Genomic DNA, 19,962 nt, shown 5'->3' on the forward strand with positions numbered 1-19,962 from the left:
TGCATAGTGTGTTGTTACTTGGCATCCCAGTGCAAAGCGACTTTGCAGAAATGCTCAGAGTCCCAGTGGAATAAAATCATCACTACTATGGCGGTTTGCTAAGTGAGGCTCCGGTCCAAAAGTACGGTTTACCACATAACCACGCTTAACAGCAGGCCTATTATCAATTAACCTGGCCCAGCGCTGTACATGGGGATACTCGTGCACACTTAAAAACTCGGCCGCATCATATAACCGGCCTAATACCACGCCACCATACCAAGGCCAAATGGCCATATCTGCAATAGTATATTCCTCACCTGCAATATAGGTTCGCGTAGCTAATAACTGGTTTAACACATCAAGCTGCCGCTTGGTTTCCATGGCATAGCGATCTATCGCATATTCAATTTTTACGGGAGCATAAGCATAAAAATGCCCAAAACCGCCGCCTAAAAAGGGCGCACTGCCCATTTGCCAGAATAACCAATTAAACATTTCTGTACGTGTTGCACTGTCGCGTGGCATAAATGCCTGAAACTTTTCAGCCAAATATAGCAAAATAGCGGCAGACTCAAATACGCGCGTTGGTGGTGATGTACTGTGATCCAGTAATGCGGGGATCTTTGAATTAGGGTTCACGTCCACAAAACCACTGCTAAATTGTGTGCCTTCTCTAATATTAATCAGCCAAGCATCGTACTCGGCTGCATGGTGACCCGCAGCAATTAACTCTTCAAGTAAAATCGTTACTTTTACACCATTGGGGGTTGCCAATGAGTATAACTGCAAGGCATGTTGCCCTTTAGGTAAGACCATCTCATGTGTCGCACCGGCTATCGGCCGATTAATATTAGCAAAGGTTCCACCGTTTTGTTGTTGCCATTGCCAGATTTTAGGAGGGGTGTAACTGCTCATTATACGTCTCATTGTCAGTGCATGATGTTGTCATGCTTATGCCAAAGCTAAACGTGGCTTTTTAGCCACGTTATGGAAAAGGCAAAGGTTTATCGGTCAATATTGTTGAGTAGCAATGCTAGCTCATTAATTTTACTCACGGTTTCTTTAACAAGTTTATCGATTTCATTACTTGCAGACCTTGAGTTTGCCGCTAAGTTCCTTACTTCATCGGCTACTACGGCAAAACCACGACCAACTTCACCTGCGCGAGCCGCTTCAATGGCGGCGTTTAACGCCAACAGATTGGTTTGTTCCGAGATACCATTGATGGTACTAATGATACCGCTAATAGTTTCACTCACTTTTAGAACGCCTTGCATGGAGGCTTGGGTTTGGCTAACTGCCAGCTTGCGATCGGTAACATCGATACCAAAAAACACGTATTGCGTAATTTGACCTTTAAAGTTTTTTAATGAACAAAGACGCGAGTCGATACTAAGATCAAGTCCAGGTTGACTTACGTCGATACGCATTGAAACAAAGCCCGTTTTTTCAAGCTGTTGTTTTTCATCTGCGCTTAGTGAACTAAATACAATATCGGCAAATTGTTGCGGTTGTAATTGAGAGCCCAGTTTCTGCTGTAATAACGTGTTGGCGTTTAATAATTTTCCGTCTGTTTTTACCTCCATTAATACCAACGCTTCACTAATTGCATTCAGTTTGCGCGTAAAATCCAAAGCCATTTGTTTTACTGCAGTAATATTGGCTTGGACTGAAATAAAGTTTTTAACTTGGCGGTTTTCATCAAATACGGGGTTAATGGATAACGATACCCAATAGGGCTCACCGGTTTTTGAGTAGTTTAATATTTCATCATAAAAAGGCGATTTCTCACGAACGTGTTTGCGGATCCGTTCTACCGTTGCAGTATCAGTTTCGTGCCCTTGTAAGAAACTGCCTGGTTTTTTACCGGTAACTTCATCAAAACGATACCCAGTAAGACGTTCAAATCCATTGTTAACATATTGAATAAGACCTTCAGGGCCGGTAATGATTACCGCATTGTCGGTTTCGTTCGCAACTAAAGACAGCATTTCCCTTTCTTGTCTACGATTGACTTCCTCAGTCACATCTTTCACAAAGGCGGTATAAACAGTTTTGCTTTCTAATTTTACTTTAGACAGCGACAGCTGACCCCAAAGAATTTGACCATCTTTACGTTCAATTTTGATTTCGCGACTGGTACCGACAATTTTGTCTTTGCCGGTGGTTCTGTTGGCATTAACGTAGTTATCATGCTGACTTTGAATGACTTTAGGAACAAGCATTTTTACGTTTTTACCTAAAACCTCCTCACGTTGATAGCCCCACAATTTAACTGCCGCGGCGTTGTAAAGTGTTACATTGTTGTTTTCATCTATACACACTACCGCATCTAACGCTTGTTCTAGCGTTTGAAACATGGTTTCACGTGCTTCACGCTCTTTGGTGACATCACGCACAAAAGCGGTGTAATGCTTTTTACCCTTAACCTTTATTTGTGACAGTGATAACTGCACCCAGACTTTATGTCCGTCTTTGTGTTGTAACTGTACTTCACGCGAGCTGCCAACAATTTTATCTTGGCCAGTGGTGCGGTGAGAGTTTACATAACTATCGTGGTTTTGCCGTAAATGTGAGGGGATCAACATCGCGACATTTTTCCCAACAACCTCAGCGGCTTGGTATCCCCAAAGTCGTTCTGCTGCCGCGTTAAAAAAGGTTACATTGTTTTGCTCGTTAATCGTTATAACGGCGATGATGGCTTGCTCTAGTGCTTGATCTGCTTCAGATGTTCTCAAACTAAACAGCATGTGTTTCTCCATCGACTAAAGGTAGTTAATGCATAACATTAACCATAGGTGATAATCGCAAAACTGCCTGAAAATTTTTAAACATGGTGCGACATTTCAATCATTTGCCAACCGCAGTGTGAGATTACCTGCTGATTCAGTGAAATGTCATGTTAGTCTATTATTATTAGTAATTATTTATTAATGGAATAGGTCATGAAAAAAACTTTTTTTTGCAGCTTATTTTTGTGTACTACTGCTGTTGCAAGCACACCAGATATCACCATAGAGCGTTGTTTAGCGTTAGCAGACACTGAGCGTTTAGCTTGCTATGATGAAATTGTTAAAGCACAGCAAAAAGCGAGATTGCTAAAAGAACGCGAAGTAGAAACGCCAGTTCCCGCTGTTATTGTAGAAACGGATGGCACGCTGCTTCCTGCCCCAATCCCAGTTGCCACAATTTTACAAAGTTTGTGGGAGCTGGATGATCAAGATAAGCGTGGCACGTTTCGCGTAAGAACCTATCAGCCTAATTTTTTATTGCCGGTGAGTTATAGCGATTCAATAAACCGTCAACCGCAAAGCCCCACAAGAGAGGGCGCCGAGCTGCAAGAAAATTATAAAAATATTGAAGCCAAGTTGCAGGTATCGTTACGCGCCAAAATAGTGGAAGATTTTATATTACCGAATGCCGATATCTGGTTCGCATATACCCAAACCTCGATGTGGCAACTTTGGAATTCACAGGATTCAGCGCCTTTTCGTAGTACAGATTATCAACCTGAAGTGATCTATGTGATCCCAACGCGAGAGTATTTTAGTGATCTACCTTTTGGTTGGAGCATGCAAATGTTGCAATTAGGGTTTGCACATCAATCAAATGGACAAAGCGAACCATTATCACGAAGCTGGAATCGCGTGTATGCGGCCGCTGCGTTTGAGCGTGAGCAAGTGGGTGTGGCCCTTAAAGTCAATAAACGGATCCCAGAAACGTTGAAAGATGATGACAATCCCGATCTAACGTCTTTTATCGGTACCACTGAGTTACAAATTAGTTGGTTACCTGGTCGCTCAACCGCCGTATTTACCCGAAAAATGCGCTGGGATGATTTTAGTAAAGGTTCATGGCGTTTAGATTGGACTTATCCGTTAAGCAAAGAGCAACCCGATGGTTTACGTTTACATTTGCAATTATTTTCAGGCTATGGAGAAACCTTGTTAGATTATAACCATCGGCAAAATAGTGTTGGATTGGGTTTTATGTTGTTTAACTTTTAATAGGCTTTTCTGAAGATAAGGGACCCGCACAACGTAAGACGATTCCCTCTATTATCAATATCACTTATTTAATTGAGTCTTTATGTTTGTCGTTGATAAATTAATTTTACTTGCTGCCGTTTTAATTTTATTGGGTATTTTTTCAAGCAAAATATCAGCGCGCTTGGGTTTACCTATGCTGGTGCTATTTTTGTTAGTTGGTATGTTAGCGGGTGAAGATGGGATAGGGCGTATTGGTTTTGACAATCCTCACGCTGCGCATGCGTTAGGGACACTGGCGCTCGCGTTAATTTTATTTGATGGTGGCTTACAAACGCCGCTTAAGTCTATAAAGCAAGTGTGGAAGCCAGCCTCTATGTTGGCTACCTTTGGCGTATTAATTACTGCACTGATCACCGGCGCTGCTGCTAGCTACATTCTCGATATTAGTTTGCTCACGGGATTGCTGTTGGGCGCTATTGTGGGTTCTACCGATGCTGCTGCGGTATTTTCATTACTGCGAAACGCCGGTATTCATTTAAATCCTCGTTTAAAGTCGACCTTAGAGATTGAGAGTGCGTCGAACGATCCTATGGCTATATTTCTCACGGTGGGTTTATTGGAGATTTTAGTAAACGATATGCAACCTGGTTGGGGCTTGCTGCAAATGTTTGTGCTGCAAATGGGTGTAGGCGCCATTGTGGGAATAGCAGTGGGATTTGCGGTATTAAAAGTGATTAATCGTATTCATTTACAAGCCAGTGGCTTATATCCAGTGTTAGTGACCGCCGCAGGATTACTGGCGTTTGGTTTAGCTGCTAACACTGGCGGCAGTGGCTTTTTAGCCATCTTTATTTGTGGTGTGCTTATTGGTAATACGCAATTTGCTTTTCAGCGTACCACGTTTTTATTCCACGATGGCTTAGCATGGCTCAGTCAAATTACCATGTTCGTGGTTTTAGGTTTATTAGTTACGCCCAGCGCGCTGATGGATGTCTGGTGGCAAGGCGTTCTGATTGCCACAGTTATAGTGTTTGTTGCTCGCCCTTTAGCCGTGCTGCCCGTTTTAAAACTGTTTGGTTTTACTATGAGAGAAATGACATTAGTGTCGTGGATAGGTTTGCGTGGCTCTGTGCCCATTATACTAGCTATTTTTCCGCTGATGTTTGGTTTGCCCAATGCCGAGTTGCTTTTTACGGTGGTATTCTTTGTGGTACTGATTTCAGCAACCTTACAAGGTTCTACGTTAGCCTGGGTTGCCAAACGCTTAAAGTTAATTGAACAGCCGCCAGCGCAACCGCCTGCCACGTTAGAAATTACCTCCTTGGGTGATGTTGATGCTGAGATTGTGGAATATACCTTATCAACGCATTCACGTGCAGCATTTCGTCGCTTATCTCGCATGGCGTTGCCAGAGGGTGTTGTGGTTGCCATGATCACCCGTGGTGAAAAGGTAATTCCACCTCGCGGTTCAACCATTTTACAGCCTGGCGATCACCTGTTTATTGTGCTTAAAAATGATTATAAATTATTTGTTGAGCAAGCGTTTGCAGAGAAGGGATTTCAATCTGCGCGCCCCGTGGGCGAACTCAGGATGAAAGGTGCAACGAAACTCAGTGACATCGATTGGTGTTATGGCTATGGCAGTGAATTAAATCAGGGACGGGAAGATATCACCCTAGAGCATTTATGTCGCACCAAATTAGCTGACGCAACCGCTGAACAGGCCATGTTTAGCTATGCTGGTCGACGTTTTACCGTTGCTGAAATGCTTGGTGAGCGCGTGGTAACGGTGAGTATTGAGCCTGAGCTCGCATTGGAAACATCTTAGTTTTTATCGGCTTGTGCAAGCTTAGTCTCAATTTCCAGCCCAGTGCCACGAAATTGTAGCGTAATTCGAATGCAATCAGCGCAAATAGCGGCACCCAATAAAAAAGCCCCAACAAATGGGGCTATTTTAATAAAGTACTCGTTTACTAAAGCATCATGCATCCAAACAGCAAAGTGGGTTATTTAAGTACACCACTTAACAGGCTGAATCTACTGATTAATTATCATCATTCATTTGTTTTTGTTTGTGTTCCCAACGACGTTTAGCAAAACGGCGCATATTGGGAATATCATCCGTTTCGTCCATGATCGGCTGACCAATAATCGCTTCAATCACATCTTCCATGGTTACTAATCCTAACCAACTACCGTACTCGTCGTACACTAAGCAAAGATGCTGACGTTCGCGCATAAGTTGCGACATTAATTGCTCAACGCTAATTTTATCGGAGATAACTTTAACCGGCTTCATAATGTCGGCCACGCTTAGGTTGTCTTCGATATCAAGCATATCGTAACGAAACACTAAACCAAGAGGCGACTCTTCGCTATCTAATACTGGGTAACGAGAAAATTGATCCTTTTTCACACGGTCCATCAGATCAGACAAAGGCTCGTCTGGTTTGGCTGTTTCACACACGGTACGCGGCGTCATAATGTCACGTACTTTAACATCGTGTAAATCCAGTATATTGGCAATAACCCGTTGTTCGTCTTCATCTAACTTGTTTAATTCACGACCTAAAATCGTTAAGGCTTTTATCTCTTGACGTAAATCATGCTCATGATGACCACCACCAAACAGCTTCATAATTTGATCTGACATCCAAATAAAAGGTTTTAGGATAAAAATCATACTATTTAGCGTGGAAGGCAATATCGGCACTAATTTAGGCCAATAACGTGCACCAATGGTCTTGGGTAAGATTTCCGACAAAATCAAAATAAGCAAGGTCATTACCGCCGAAGCAATACCAAGATAACCGTCACCAAACACGACGGTAACTTGCGCGCCCACGCCTGTTGCACCTACGGTATGAGCAACCGTATTAAGGGTAAGAATGGCCGCAAGGGGCTGATCAATCTTCTCTTTGAGTACTTTAAGCTTTTCATAAAGCTTGGGGCGGGTGAGTTTTTGCTGGGCAATGTAGCTTGGGGTAATAGACAGTAGGGCAGCTTCCAATATCGAACAAATAAACGATACCGAAATAGATAACACCACAAAGGCGATTAAAAGACTCATACAGGTTGTTTACAACACTCCGTTTTGCTAAGGAAAATGCAGTATAAACAATTTTCTGGTTACGTAAAAATATATTTTATCCTATGATAGCGACATACTTCGTTGGTAAAAATGAAACATAGATCATGCCTGATAAATTTAAAGTTGATCCGCGCCATTATTTATTGATAGGCGCATTGTTATTAGCGTTATATGCCAGCTACATGCTTATTGCCCCCTATGTCGGGGCGATTGTGTTGGCTTTCGTGTTATCGCTGCTGTGTTTCCCTGTTCATCAATGGATAGAAACCAAATTGCCGGGTAAACCCAATCTGGCAGCGTCACTTTCTTGCGTGTTATTGGTTATTGTTATTCTGGTGCCGGCAGTGTTTGTGTTTGCTGCCATTGTGCAGCAAGGTATTGCCTTTACTAAGCAAAGCTACACATGGCTAAATGAAGGCGGGGCTGAGCAAGTACTGCAACATCCCTATGTGCAAACGGTGCAAGCTAAACTAGTTGATTACTTACCTGGCGAAAGTTTTACTACCCAATCGATTATTGAGAAGATGACCGAATTTGCCGCCGGATTTGGTAAAGAGTTATTAGATCTTAGTACCAAAGTGGTGGGAGATATTACGGGGTTTATTTTTGGCTTTATTTTGATGTTGTTTATCCTATTTTTCTTACTACGTGATCACGACAAAATTGTTAGCACCTTATATTGGGTGGTGCCACTGTCACGTTCACAAGAAGATGCCTTGTTAGACGAAGCCAGACAGGTAGCTCGTTCTGCTGTAATGGGATCGTTCTTAACGGCCATTGCGCAAGGTATTGCGGGCGGTATCGCCATGGCTATTGCCGGTTTCCCAGGGTTATTTTGGGGCACCATGATGGCATTTGCTTCCTTTATTCCTGCTGTCGGTACGGCGCTAATTTGGTTACCCGCCAGTTTGTACTTATTGCTCACCGGAGAGTGGGGTTGGGCACTATTTTTAGCCATATGGGGCGTTGTAGTGGTTGGCTCAATTGACAATATTTTGCGGCCTATTTTAATGCAAGGTAGTTCACAAATGAGTACCTTACTGATTTTCCTATCGTTATTAGGCGGTCTTCAATTATTTGGGCTTATTGGGCTAATTTATGGGCCCATTATTTTTGCCCTGACGATGGTATTGCTACGCTTGTACACCAATGAGTTTAAAGACTTTTTAGAAAAACAAGATAACAGCTAACAGGCGTATTAATATGGCTTTAACGCTAAAGTTTATCGCCAGTTTGCAGCACGTTACAGCTAGCGACTGGGATAAGCTGTTCGCGGCAGATTTTCCGTTTACGCGCCATGCGTTTTTAATGGCATTAGAGCAGGGCGGCAGTGTTGATGGCCAAACGGGGTGGCAAAGCCATCATCTAACCGTTTGGCACGATACACAATTAGTGGCCGCGGTGCCGGGGTATATCAAAACGCATTCTTATGGCGAATATTTATTTGATTGGCAAATTAACCAAGCTTATGAACAGTTTCAATGGCCTTATTATCCCAAATGGATTGCAGCCATCCCATTTACACCGGTTACGGGCCCGCGTCTAGGAATACTCGCAACTGTCTTAGAGCCCGAATTAGTCGAAACCATACTCCCAGGCATTTGCCATTTTTTACAGCAGCAATTAACAGATACCGCAACACCCAAATTGCACAGTGTGCAATGGCTTTATCATGATCACGTGTTACACGAGCGCCTTAGGTCACAAGGGTTCTGGTCACGGCATGATATACAGTTTTTATGGTCAAATAGACAGTATGGCGATTTTACAGATTTCTTAGCAGGCTTGACGTCGCGCAAACGTAAACAAATTAAGAAAGAACGGGAAAGTTGTGCGCATTTAAACATAAAAACGCTAACAGGCGCGATGCTCACGCCACAGATCTGGCAACAGCTAATTCAATGTTATCAAGCTACATACTTAAAGCGCTCTGGTCATCGAGGCTATATTACCGCAGCGAGTTTTGCACTTATTGCCGCAGAATTAGCTGACAAAATCATTGTATTTGCTGCCTTTGAACCAAATAACCCTGAGCAGATGTTAGCTGCCTCATTGTGTTTTGTGAGTCATGACACCTTGTATGGTCGTTATTGGGGAGCGCTGTCAGAAAACGAATTACTGCATTTTGAGTTATGTTATTACCAAGGTATTAATTATTGTATCGAACATAAATTGCACTATTTTGATGCCGGCGCACAAGGCGAGCATAAATTAAAACGCGGTTTTGAACCCGTTGTACGTTACGGAGCTTATGCGTTTGCAAAAACGGCGTTATCTCCGGCCATTGCGCGTTATTTTATCCAAGAAAAAGCGCAGCTTGATGAATATATGGCTGCGGCTATAGCGGCATTGCCGTATAAACTAGATTAATTCACTAGGCCATACCTTACAACCTGTTATTGGCGTGTAAACCATAACAAGCGATTGTTCGCAGGCATTGTGATGTCGTCAAGCAGGTTAAAGCCTTGCTGAAGCGCCAAGGCGATGATCTGCTCACTGTCACGAATACCCATCAAGGGATCTCGGGCTTTTAAATGTGTATCAAACGTCTGATTACTGATACTGGTAAACTGTCCTTGGTAATTAAAAGGACCATAAATACATAGGGTTGCAGATGGGGTTAATATGGTATTTACATGGACAAAAAAGCGTTGGACTTGTTCCCAGTTCATTATGTGCAAGGTATTTGCAGTAAACAAACCATCGTAGTGTGTGGCAGGCCAAGCCGATTGGTTAACGTCTAAACAGATCGCCGCGGGCAAATTTGGCCTATTTGCAAGGGTTATACGCTGGTTTAGTTCAGGCAAATACGCTGCTTGATCGCTAGCTTGCCAGGTCAAATGCGTTAACTGTTCAGCAAAATAAACCGCATGTTGCCCAGTACCGCTACCAATTTCGACTATTTTATGGCGTGTGGCAAAGGCCTTTGTTATCACAGCGAGGATAGGGGCTTTATTATTTTCACAGGCTTGCGAATAGGGTAAATCAACGTCCATTTATACCTCTTATTAATAATAACTTACGATATTACTGCTTATAAGGCATTATTATATCTCTTGTTTGCCAGCAATATCGTTAAGTACTGTTTTGTATTAACGATTTATACTAACGTTTAGTGTTCAACACTAGCATAATTAAAACAAACGCAATTATAGTGTTCGGGTAATAAGTTTTGGAGCGTGTGATGGACTATATCGAATGGGATGATTTTCAAAAAGTTGATATTCGTGTTGGCACCATTGTTCAGGTTGACGCGTTTCCACAAGCGCGCAAACCGGCCTATCTATTACAGATAGATTTTGGCACTGACATTGGTATCAAAAAGTCCAGCGCACAAATTACCGCCCTATATTCCGCAGAGCAACTAATCGGTAAGCAAGTTTTAGGCGTAGTAAATTTTGGGCCAAAACAAATTGGTCCGATAATGTCAGAGTGTTTAATTACGGGATTTTATCAAACTGACGGCGCGGTTGTATTGGCGTCAGTGGAACGTTCGGTACCGAATGGTGCAAGGTTATTGTAGGCCTTCGATTATGCAAAGTACCGCCATAAAGCCTTCTGCACAACGTATTTCAACGTTAACTATCAAAATGAATGCAGATAACACCCTTGAGAGAAAGATTGTTTATTTAGGGCACTAACAAGGTACGGCTTATAAAATGAAGACATTAAATGTGCTTATAACTGCGATCTTGGTCAGCGTTACTACGCCGGTTTTTGCGGCTGAACCCGTTTCTATTGACCGAAATTTTACGGGATTTGAATCACTCAACGAAGCACAGCCTTTGTGGGAGCTTGGTGTTGGTGGGGGACTTATTAACGTGCCCAATTACCCCGCGTCGTCAGAGCGCAATATTGTTGGCCTTGCTTTACCTTATTTCATTTATCGAGGTGACGTTTTCCGTTTTGGCGATGGCAATGCTCGCGCGGTGATCATTGATAATACTGATTTTGAAATTGATATTTCTGTTGCTGGGGCATTTTCAGCCGATAGTGATAACAATACAGCTAGAGAAGGCATGCCTGAATTAGATTATCTATTTGAAGTTGGGCCGCAGGTAATTTATGGATTACGCACTTTTGAATTTAATGATGGTATTGGTCGTTTAAATCTTCATTTACAAGCTAGGGCTGTTTTCTCTACTGATTTTTCTAACGTTAAACATCAAGGCTATGTTTTCCAGCCAAAGCTGTCGTATCAGCAACGCGGCGTGTTTTTTAAAGATTCAGCCTTTTCTAGTTCTGTTAGTCTGGTGTTTACAACAGAAAAACTGCAAGATTATTTCTATCAAGTTGATACCGAGTTTGCCTCAAGCAATAGGGATACGTTTGATGCAGCCGGTGGCTTTTTAGGCGCTGAATTTGCTACCGGTATTTCATTCTCGTTGCACGAAAACATAAGAGCTTTTGCTGGCGGCTCAATTAGGCTGCATAAGGGTGCGGCTAACACTGATAGTCCATTGTTCGAGAAAGATCTATCTTATAGCGTCGGTGTAGGTTTTGTGTGGCGAATTTTTAAAAGCGAAGCCTTAGCAAGTTGGTAGTACTATTTTTCGTAAGAGCGGGGGATGCGATATTCCTTTTCCCAATTAATGCGGAAACTCCAAATTAACTGAAAAATTGATAAACGCAATCTAACGTTAGAATTGTATCCCTTTATAAGTAAGCGTTTTGAAGAAAAAAACAAATAAGAAAATCAGAAATACAAATAACCATTAGATTATTTGTAAAATTACAAACAACGGTTAGATATTTTTTAGAATCGAATTTAATGCTATGGAGTTCACTCCCAAAGGGATTAAGTGACATAATTGGATTCTTTGATTGTTGCTGTATTTTAAAGATACGCCAAAATTTTATGGTTTTGAATATTTTTTGATCTACTGATTTTTCTAATTGTGAAATGGCTTTTTCGGTTTAATATTTGTAATCAGTGATTAGTAAAATGATAAATATTTAGAATTATCGGAAAGCAGAATTTAAATTAATTAGAAAATGTTCATATTTTTTGGCAAAATATATTTTCATTAGTTAATTCCAATTAAAGCACCGCTCATTTTCACCGGGATGTTACCACTCGTTGGTTATTCATTAAACATTCACTTGAAATGAGAGAATCACATTTCTAATCTTATCTTTGTGCCAATTGCCGACTGTTGTAATTTCAATTCAAACTAGTAAAGCATGCACGAGCCACTTGTCTGCTTTCCAGATAGTAGACTTTCGGTGAATATTTTTGTTTTAGAGGATCGAGTGATTTCCAGTCACTCTTAAGACCAGAAGAGTCCAATATGCCAGAGCGGGGGGGTGTAAATTGTTTTTTAAATTTCATATGGTGTGTTATTGTATGCTTGTATAAAATATGAGTGCTTAAGGATGAATATGTTACGCTCATTTATCGTTTTTTTTTCACTTTGCATTCAACCCGCAGTCAACGCAAGTCCTATAGACATTACGGCACCCAAACTCCTTGGGTTAACGATTTCCCCTAATACCGTAAATGTCAGTTCTGGCAACCAAATGGTGGACGTAAGCCTTGAGTTTACCGAAGACCTTAGCGGCCTACAGTTAATGTCTATGAGTGTTTTTGATCCCTCAGGCACATATGTAAACAGTACTTACACAAATTTTATTGAAGGTGGGAGTCCCTATTTAGTTACTGGTGACCAACTTGGCGGGATATTAGACTTAGAGTTCGCCATACCACAATACGCTGAATCAGGTGATTATACTTACAGTATTCTTTTGCGCGATAACAACAACAACGATAACTGGATTGACTATAGTGAACTCGTGTCTATGGGCTTTGGTAACCAGTTATCTGTTATATCTGACAACCAAGATTTAACCTCTCCCAAACTCCTTGGGTTCACGATTTCCCCGAATACCGTAAATGTCAGTTCTGGCAACCAAACGGTGGACTTTAGCCTTGAGTTTACCGAAGACCTAAGCGGGTTACAGTTAATGTCTATGAGTGTTTTTGATCCTTCAGGCACATATGTAAACAGTGCTTACACAAATTTTATTGACGGCTGGAGTCCTTATTTAGTTACTGGTGACCAACTTGGCGGAATATTAGACTTAGAGTTCGTGATCCCGCAATATGCTGAATCAGGTGATTATACTTACAATATTCTTTTGCGCGATAACAACAACAACGATAACTGGATTGACTATAGTGAACTCGTGTCTATGGGCTTTGGTAACATGCTAAAAATAAGGTCAGCAACATCAGTATCCGAGCCTCCAGCACATTATTTAATATTGCTACCATTATTGTTGCTTTTAATTACCAAAATTTTAAGGAAAGGTGCCTATGATTAAGTATAAGCACCTCTCATTAGTGGTTATTGGTCTACTTGTATCGCAAGTCGCAAATCCAGCAGATAGCGCAGGAAATTTTGCCATAGAAGGTATTGGTGGGCTTGATTGCATTAGGTTCGTGCAAGCTAAAGAGAATAAAGAGAGCGCTTATTTTCATTTTGGAGGTTGGATTGAAGGTTTTATTTCAGCGTCCAATAAGCATTCAGACCGTATTTACGATTTGACTCCTTGGCAGACAACCGAGACAATCGCGACTATTGTCTATACTGCTTGTAAAAAACAACCAAAAGCAAACTTTGCTACTGTGGTCGATGGAGTAGTTGGTCAATTATCTCTAAACGCGCTGACGAAAGAAAGTGCCCTGATCACTCTTAAACACGGTAAGTTTGAGGTAAAAGTAAGAACAAAAATATATCATGATGTTGAGTTACGATTACGACAGCTAAAATATCTTGATGGTGAAGCGAACAATAAAAAAATAATAGAAGCACTTAAAAAATACCAGTCAAGTAATAACCTTAGGGTCACAGGCCTACCTGACCAATACACATTGTGGAAAATTCTCGATTCGAAAGAGTAAAAATAAAAAGTATTAATTAATTTTTTGTTAAAACCAGCTCCTAATAATAATTAGTGTCTCTAGGTCTAGACCTGAAAGACGGTTTACTTTTCATCGAACAGCCTGATGACACAAAATTATAAACGTACGCTCCTGTTTAAATATGAAGTCAATGAGCTTGCTTTGCGAAAGCCTTTACAGGTACGCACAAAATCTGCATACCCCTCAATGCAAAAGTTAGGTAAATGTAGTGGCACACTGAATTTGGCCACCTGATTAGAGGTGTTATGATACACCTCGTATGACATTAGGTGACAAGATGAATAAAAAGACAAGACCCACATTCAGCCCTGAATTTCGTCTTGAGTGTGCTCAGTTAGTTGTTGACTAGGGCTACTCGATTACTAAAGCTGCACAGGCCATGAATGTTGGCAAATCAACCATGGATAAATGGGTTCGTCAGCTGCGGGAAGAGCGAGCTGGTGTTAGACCTAAAGCCACGCCTATGACGCCAGAGCAGTTGAAGATCCGTGAGTTAGAGAAGCGGATCCGGGACTTAGAAATAGAAAAGGATATTTTAAAAAAGGCTACAGCTCTCTTGATGTCGGACTCCCTGAACAATTCAAGATAATTGGGAAACTCAAGCAGAGCTACACCGTGACACGGCTGTGTCAGGTCTTTGGAGTCCATCGCAGCAGTTTTAAATACTGGAAGCAAAGGCCGAAGGATATTAAGCCTGAGCATGTACAGAAGCTCAGTAAGGTAAAAGAGCTGTTTAACGCCAGCCGCGGCTCTGCTGGGGCGCGCAGTATTGCACAGATGGCTACGGCTCAAGGCGTGAAGCTTAGCCGTTATCTGGCGGCAAAGTACATGCGGTTATTGGATGTTGAGAGTTGCCAGCAACCGCGACATGCGTACAAAAAAGGTGGTGCTGAGCATGTGGAGATCCCTAACGTGTTAGCGCGCCAGTTTGCTGTAGTGAAGCCGAATCAAATGTGGTGTGGCGATGTGGCATACATTTGGACTGGCAGTCGTTGGGCTTATCTGGCTGTGGTAATGGATCTCTTTGCTCGCAAGCCTGTGGGATGGGCTATGTCGTTTTCACCGGATAGTGAGTTGACATGCAAAGCACTAAGCCATGCGTTTGAGTCGCGTGGCAAGCAAGAGGGCGTCATGTTTCATTCTGATCAAGGAAGCCATTACACCAGCCGGAAGTTCAGGCAATTACTATGGCGCTGCCAAATAACGCAGAGTATGAGTCGGCGCGGTAACTGCTGGGACAACAGCCCAATGGAGCGCTTCTTCAGAAGCTTAAAAACAGAATGGGTACCTACAGTAGGTTATGGTTCTTTTGCTCAGGCAGAGCGAGAGATACTGGAATATATGCTGGGTTATTACAGCCAGCTAAGGCCACATCACTATAATGGTGGTTTGGCACCAAACGAAAGCGAGCGCAGATATTGGCTTAGCTATAACAATGTGGCCAAAATTAGTTGACCACTACAATGTAAAAAGACCTTATGGTACCTCTGGATTAGATATATTAGAGTGATGGTAAAGTTGGTAGAGGGCTAGCTTCGGCTTTAGTGTTTAATCAGTATCAGAGTCATTAAAGTTAGTATCAGAAAATTTTTGGCTAACAAAGGTTCGTTTTAGGAGGGCTGACATGGAAAACACTAAGGAAGACTAGCGTTAAAAACGCTATAAAATATAACCCAATAATGGCAACAGTCATATGAGCAAGCACGTAAAAAACCAACACCCGAGGCTTTAACCTCGGGTGTTGGTGCGTGTGTTCGATATTTTACGCGTTGTTTTCGCTTTACAACCGCTGGGCCTAAGGGCGTAACGCTTGACGACGGCGGTAGCCTAACACGACCAGCCCAAGTGCTAGCAGGCTTACTGATGTGGGGAGAGATACTGGTGTCGGGGTTATCGGGGCTAAACGCACCAATGCAACGCCCACTCCTGAATTAACCGTATCAACTCCATACCCCAAACCACTGTGATTTAAGTAAGCGCGCGATGTCATACCGGGAACTGCAATACCATCCGTTGAATCAATCCACTGATCCGACAGTCCACCAACACCATACCCTCCGAAACTTCCCACATAAGTAGCGTGGCTATACCAAAGGAACTCATTTATTTGACAGTGCTCGGCCCAACCCTCTTCACACGCCTCTTGAACTGTATAGGTATACCCAAACAACGATTTAAACATGCTATGTACACTATATTCAACTCCCGACCTTCCTATTGTACTATCCTGCCATGTCGCTAAATTGTTATTCCAATCTGACTTTCCAAATTTAAAGACATTATACAAATCGGTCATATTACTATTAGTCGCCAACGTCCAACCATCGGCAGAATGTGCTGCGAGCGCCAAATTAATACTCATGCCCTTAGTCACATCCCACTTTAACCATTCCAAGCCGCCACCGGTCACGATGTTTGACGCGCTATCACGCTCATAACCGAAGTGAGAAATAATCGTCGCTTGAGATGCCATGGAAGTAACGAGCAAACATGACGCTACTAAAATCTTCTTTAACATAATTTAATTTGCCTTATACATAATGAAATGATGTATGCCTTACAACCATCACACTCACTGCAAAAATCTTGCCCGAAAGAATTATTTTAATTAATCATATCTTTATTGAAAACGTAGTGTTTATAATAATAATTAATGTAAAGATTCCTGACACATATGACGCCCCCGTATCGAGTGAATCGTCACAAAAATTTACTGTTCACCTCTAATCAAATTATTAAGTTTTCAAACTATCAGGCGGAGGCTACCAACGAGGGTGAATAACGGCTTTAAATTGCAAAGCGGACATAATTACTGACCATCACCAACATTTTGTTCGTCTGCAATTCGCTCAAAGCAGCTATTTAGCTTTTGGTAAATCCACCCAACTGGTCGTGTACTGCGGTGATAACATACCGCGTTTCATTGACCAGTCTTGTTTTATACCCTGGCTGGCAAACCAGATCTTGCCTTTACCGCTGCCGTTAAGTTTATCTATGACTGTCATAAGCGCTTTGCTTTGATAACTTTGTGGTTCAGGTTCAAAGAGGCAACCTTGATATACACCTTCATCATAAAAATCTGACAGCATCACTCCTGCTTTTGCGTAGCGATAACCGTCTCGCCAGATCTTATCGAGTAGCTTTACTGCAAGACTAATGAAATCACGAGTGTCAGCACTTGGTGTTACAAGCGAGGTACTGATACTGTTTGAATAATATGGATCACGTTCTTTATCGCTGAATGGGCTGGTTCGAAGAAAAACACTCAATTGCTTGGCGACTTGTTGCTCCTTACGCAATTTTTGGCAAGCACGACTAACATACTCACTTATTGCCTCCTGCATTTGCTGTTTGCAGGTGATCCTTTCACCGAATGAGCGAGAACTCACAATCTCTTTTTTGGTTGGTGCTACTTGTTCCAGCTCAAGACACGACTCGCCATTGAGCTCCTGCACGATACGAGATACCACAACTGAAAATTGTTGGCGCATAAAAGCAGGTTCAGCATCAGCCAAATCGAGAACAGTATTGATCCCGAGTTTATTCAACTTTGTCGTTAATTTGCCACCAATTCCCCATACTTCACTTACAGGCAGCAAGCTCATTAGCTTGCGTTGTCGTTCTGTACTTGTCAGATCAACAACACCGTCTGCCTTTGTCCATTTCTTAGCAGCATGATTTGCTAACTTAGCGAGTGTTTTAGTTGGTGCAATACCAACACATACGGTAATACCAATCCATTGTTGGATCGTGCTGCGCACTTGCTGGCCAAATTGAGTTAGCTCAACACAATTACTGACACCAGTCAGATCAAGGAAAGCTTCATCAATAGAGTAAACTTCAACAGCTGGAGCGAGTTGCTCTAGTGTTGTCATCACGCGTGCTGATAAATCAGCATACAGTGCGTAGTTAGAGGAGAAAGCCAGTAACTTACCGTTTTCTATGAGTTCACGTATCTGAAAAGCAGGCACACCCATTTTAATACCGAGTGCTTTTGCTTCCTTTGATCGCGCGACAACACAACCGTCATTATTCGACAGCACAACAACAGCGGCATCTTTAATGTCCGGCCTGAACAGCTTCTCGCAGCTAGCATAAAAGTTGTTACAGTCGACAAGTGCAAAGCATTTAGACGTCATGTCCTTATGATATTGCGTACGATGTTCGTTACTACGCCAAACAGCTCAAACTCATCAGTATCTTTGATAACGATAGTTTCAAATGTTGGATTATGAGGTATCAGTTGTATGCTGGGACGTAAGCAAAGCTCTTTTATTGTGAATTCACGATTTATAGATGCCACAACAAAATCACCATGTTTCGCGGTTAATGAGCGATCCACGATCAAGATATCCTTGTCATAAATACCAGCGTCCCTCATCGAATCACCACTTACCTTAACGAAAAATGCCGCAGCTGGATTCTTAACACAAAGCTCGTTCAGGTCTAGTGTTTTCTCAACGTGATCTTGAGCAGGTGAGGGGAACCCAGCTGACACCTTATTGCTAAAAAATGGCAGCAAAATAGAATTGTAAAGCGATACTTGACCGAGTATTTCAACTGTCATATCACACCTCGATATATGTATATTTATACAGTATAAGGTCAAAAAAGTAAAAGTGGTAGTGTAAGTGTTATTTGGATTATCATTTGAAAAACTGGTTAAATTTTTCTATATTTACGTAACGTTAAATTTAAAGCGGATTTTTTAGTATGGAAACGCTAGAGGTTAATGAGGCACAATTTAGGCAACAGCTCTGGAGATGGAAATAAGTTGGTCGAACTCTCTTAAACCTTCCGAGAATTGAAAAACGAGATCACAAACTTAGAATTTCAGTTGTTAGCATCGACAATATAACGTGCTATACACTAAAGAAATCGTTTGATAGCTATCAGCAGTTGCTGAACTGGTATGGGAGTGTGCTGGATGAACTTGAGTAGTGTCAGCTTCCAGTAGCTCTACTTCGTAATAACGCTACGAAATGGCGTTTAACACTGGCCCAGTTAGGAAATTCAGCACTGCCATAGTGAATCAGCTGCCCCTGGAAATCCTCCTGACCAAATCCTGCAGTTTTATCGTCAATCAAATAGTCACCCCTAGAAAGGCCTTTGTGAGCGCTGATAATCAACCGGTGGCAATGTTCAAATCCAAAATGGCGCTCAACCCAGAGCCGTTTTTCGGTATAGCAGAGCGGGTTATGTACTGACGGCGCGGTTAGCAGCAACACCAAAAACTCAGGTTGCTCAAACAACCAACTAGCAGTCTCGATCGCATACTCATAGGGTGGTAGATTCAGAAAAAATCCCTCATGACTCTGAGGATAGAGAATATCAGGCATCAAGCTCCTAGCCGCATTGTAACTACTTTGGTAATCGCATAGTGTATCGTCTAAATCGATGTAGATTATTTGTTTCACTTTCATATCACCTGTATTTCAGTTCTCTTCAGTCAGTTTAGTCAATTTAATCGACTCGAACCACAAAGGTAGGGTGTTACTATGGTTTTTAGGCGATGCATTTCACACCAATTCAGATTTGGACTATGCTCAACTCTGCCGAGACAAATTCGGGAGGGCGCATGAGTTATCGGGTAAAAATTGGTCGTCATAATGAGGTAGAACTGCCAGATGCCCTGTGCCAGGCATTAGGGGTTAAAATCGGTGATATTATGGTTTTCGAGGCATCACCTGATTCTCAGGCACTCACTGTGACCAAACACAACGATCAAACGCTGACCGATGATCAAATTGCGGCGGCCAAAAATCTCTCGCGAATAATCCCGCACCCTATAGAGGATGAACAACATGAGCAGACCACCAATAGCAAATGATCAAGAACTTGAAGAAGTGCTAAGTGCCATTGAATTGTTATTAGAAGCCGAGCCTGGCACACCAGAAGATGATGAATTACAGGCTTTAAGCAAATTAGTCGATGAATACGAGGATATTCATTACCCAATGGGCTAATCATTTAAA

18 protein-coding genes and 1 pseudogene are annotated in these 19,962 nt (G+C 42.1%); 11 read left to right on the top strand and 8 right to left on the bottom strand.

Annotation, left to right across the window (positions count from 1 at the left end):
- Positions 1-54: 54 nt before the first annotated feature.
- A complete protein-coding gene (gene yghU / locus IE070_RS06155; RefSeq protein WP_189481524.1) occupies positions 55-897 on the bottom strand; it encodes a glutathione-dependent disulfide-bond oxidoreductase in 843 nt (280 codons plus the stop codon).
- Between the two features lie 89 nt (positions 898-986).
- Positions 987-2,732 carry a PAS domain S-box protein gene (locus IE070_RS06160; RefSeq protein ID WP_189481526.1) on the bottom strand — a complete coding sequence of 582 codons (1,746 nt, stop codon included), beginning with the start codon at positions 2,730-2,732 and terminating at the stop codon, positions 987-989.
- Positions 2,733-2,927: 195 nt separating this feature from the next.
- Here IE070_RS06160 and IE070_RS06165 point away from each other — a divergent pair, with 195 nt between their 5' ends.
- Both IE070_RS06165 and IE070_RS06170 read left to right on the top strand, forming a co-directional pair.
- Positions 2,928-3,989, top strand: coding sequence for a phospholipase A (locus IE070_RS06165; RefSeq protein ID WP_189481528.1), 1,062 nt, complete (start codon positions 2,928-2,930; stop codon positions 3,987-3,989).
- A gap of 82 nt (positions 3,990-4,071) precedes the next feature.
- Positions 4,072-5,799 (top strand): potassium/proton antiporter, encoded by a 1,728-nt coding sequence (locus IE070_RS06170; RefSeq protein WP_189481530.1) that lies wholly within the window; start codon positions 4,072-4,074, stop codon positions 5,797-5,799.
- A gap of 216 nt (positions 5,800-6,015) precedes the next feature.
- Here the strand turns inward: IE070_RS06170 and IE070_RS06175 are convergent, their stop codons facing one another.
- The gene (locus tag IE070_RS06175) at positions 6,016-7,041 is read right to left on the bottom strand and encodes a CNNM domain-containing protein (RefSeq protein WP_189481540.1); all 1,026 of its coding nucleotides are present in this window, start codon (positions 7,039-7,041) and stop codon (positions 6,016-6,018) included.
- Positions 7,042-7,166: 125 nt separating this feature from the next.
- Between IE070_RS06175 and IE070_RS06180 the strand changes: the two genes are divergently transcribed.
- Positions 7,167-8,252, top strand: a complete 1,086-nt coding sequence (locus tag IE070_RS06180; RefSeq protein ID WP_189481542.1) for an AI-2E family transporter — start codon at positions 7,167-7,169, stop codon at positions 8,250-8,252.
- A 13-nt stretch (positions 8,253-8,265) separates the two neighbouring features.
- A complete protein-coding gene (locus IE070_RS06185; RefSeq protein WP_189481544.1) occupies positions 8,266-9,432 on the top strand; it encodes a GNAT family N-acetyltransferase in 1,167 nt (388 codons plus the stop codon).
- A 26-nt stretch (positions 9,433-9,458) separates the two neighbouring features.
- Here the strand turns inward: IE070_RS06185 and IE070_RS06190 are convergent, their stop codons facing one another.
- Entirely contained in the window at positions 9,459-10,058 is a 600-nt protein-coding gene (locus IE070_RS06190; protein ID WP_189481545.1) for a DUF938 domain-containing protein, read from the bottom strand.
- A gap of 188 nt (positions 10,059-10,246) precedes the next feature.
- Here IE070_RS06190 and IE070_RS06195 point away from each other — a divergent pair, with 188 nt between their 5' ends.
- From IE070_RS06195 to IE070_RS06215, 5 genes and pseudogenes are all read left to right on the top strand, one after another.
- Positions 10,247-10,585 (top strand): tRNA-binding protein, encoded by a 339-nt coding sequence (locus IE070_RS06195; protein ID WP_189481547.1) that lies wholly within the window; start codon positions 10,247-10,249, stop codon positions 10,583-10,585.
- Positions 10,586-10,721: 136 nt separating this feature from the next.
- Entirely contained in the window at positions 10,722-11,606 is an 885-nt protein-coding gene (locus tag IE070_RS06200; protein ID WP_189481549.1) for a MipA/OmpV family protein, read from the top strand.
- Between the two features lie 838 nt (positions 11,607-12,444).
- Entirely contained in the window at positions 12,445-13,386 is a 942-nt protein-coding gene (locus IE070_RS06205; RefSeq protein WP_189481551.1) for a hypothetical protein, read from the top strand.
- Positions 13,379-13,966, top strand: coding sequence for a peptidoglycan-binding domain-containing protein (locus tag IE070_RS06210; RefSeq protein ID WP_189481553.1), 588 nt, complete (start codon positions 13,379-13,381; stop codon positions 13,964-13,966). Before IE070_RS06205 ends, IE070_RS06210 begins: the two co-directional genes overlap by 8 nt.
- Positions 13,967-14,264: 298 nt before the next feature.
- A pseudogene (locus IE070_RS06215) lies at positions 14,265-15,442 on the top strand (IS3 family transposase).
- A 340-nt stretch (positions 15,443-15,782) separates the two neighbouring features.
- On the opposite strand, the gene IE070_RS06220 reads toward IE070_RS06215, so the two are convergent.
- The 4 genes from IE070_RS06220 to IE070_RS06235 all read right to left on the bottom strand — a co-directional run bounded on the left by IE070_RS06220 (position 15,783) and on the right by IE070_RS06235 (position 19,326).
- The gene (locus tag IE070_RS06220) at positions 15,783-16,460 is read right to left on the bottom strand and encodes a hypothetical protein (RefSeq protein WP_189481554.1); all 678 of its coding nucleotides are present in this window, start codon (positions 16,458-16,460) and stop codon (positions 15,783-15,785) included.
- Between the two features lie 385 nt (positions 16,461-16,845).
- Positions 16,846-18,126, bottom strand: a complete 1,281-nt coding sequence (umuC, locus tag IE070_RS06225; protein ID WP_189481560.1) for a translesion error-prone DNA polymerase V subunit UmuC — start codon at positions 18,124-18,126, stop codon at positions 16,846-16,848.
- Positions 18,123-18,554 (bottom strand): translesion error-prone DNA polymerase V autoproteolytic subunit, encoded by a 432-nt coding sequence (gene umuD, locus IE070_RS06230; RefSeq protein ID WP_189481562.1) that lies wholly within the window; start codon positions 18,552-18,554, stop codon positions 18,123-18,125. The genes umuC and umuD overlap by 4 nt, the downstream gene beginning before the upstream one ends.
- A gap of 376 nt (positions 18,555-18,930) precedes the next feature.
- Positions 18,931-19,326, bottom strand: coding sequence for a 5' nucleotidase, NT5C type (locus IE070_RS06235; protein ID WP_229796953.1), 396 nt, complete (start codon positions 19,324-19,326; stop codon positions 18,931-18,933).
- Between the two features lie 239 nt (positions 19,327-19,565).
- Between IE070_RS06235 and IE070_RS06240 the strand changes: the two genes are divergently transcribed.
- Together IE070_RS06240 and IE070_RS06245 are read left to right on the top strand one after the other, a co-directional pair.
- Positions 19,566-19,817 (top strand): helix-turn-helix domain-containing protein, encoded by a 252-nt coding sequence (locus tag IE070_RS06240; RefSeq protein ID WP_189481566.1) that lies wholly within the window; start codon positions 19,566-19,568, stop codon positions 19,815-19,817.
- Positions 19,792-19,953, top strand: a complete 162-nt coding sequence (locus tag IE070_RS06245) for a transcriptional regulator (RefSeq protein ID WP_189481568.1) — start codon at positions 19,792-19,794, stop codon at positions 19,951-19,953. The genes IE070_RS06240 and IE070_RS06245 overlap by 26 nt, the downstream gene beginning before the upstream one ends.
- Positions 19,954-19,962: the final 9 nt, after the last annotated feature.

The organism is Alishewanella tabrizica (assembly GCF_014652375.1).
In the GTDB taxonomy this organism is placed as follows: Bacteria; Pseudomonadota; Gammaproteobacteria; order Enterobacterales; family Alteromonadaceae; genus Alishewanella; species Alishewanella tabrizica.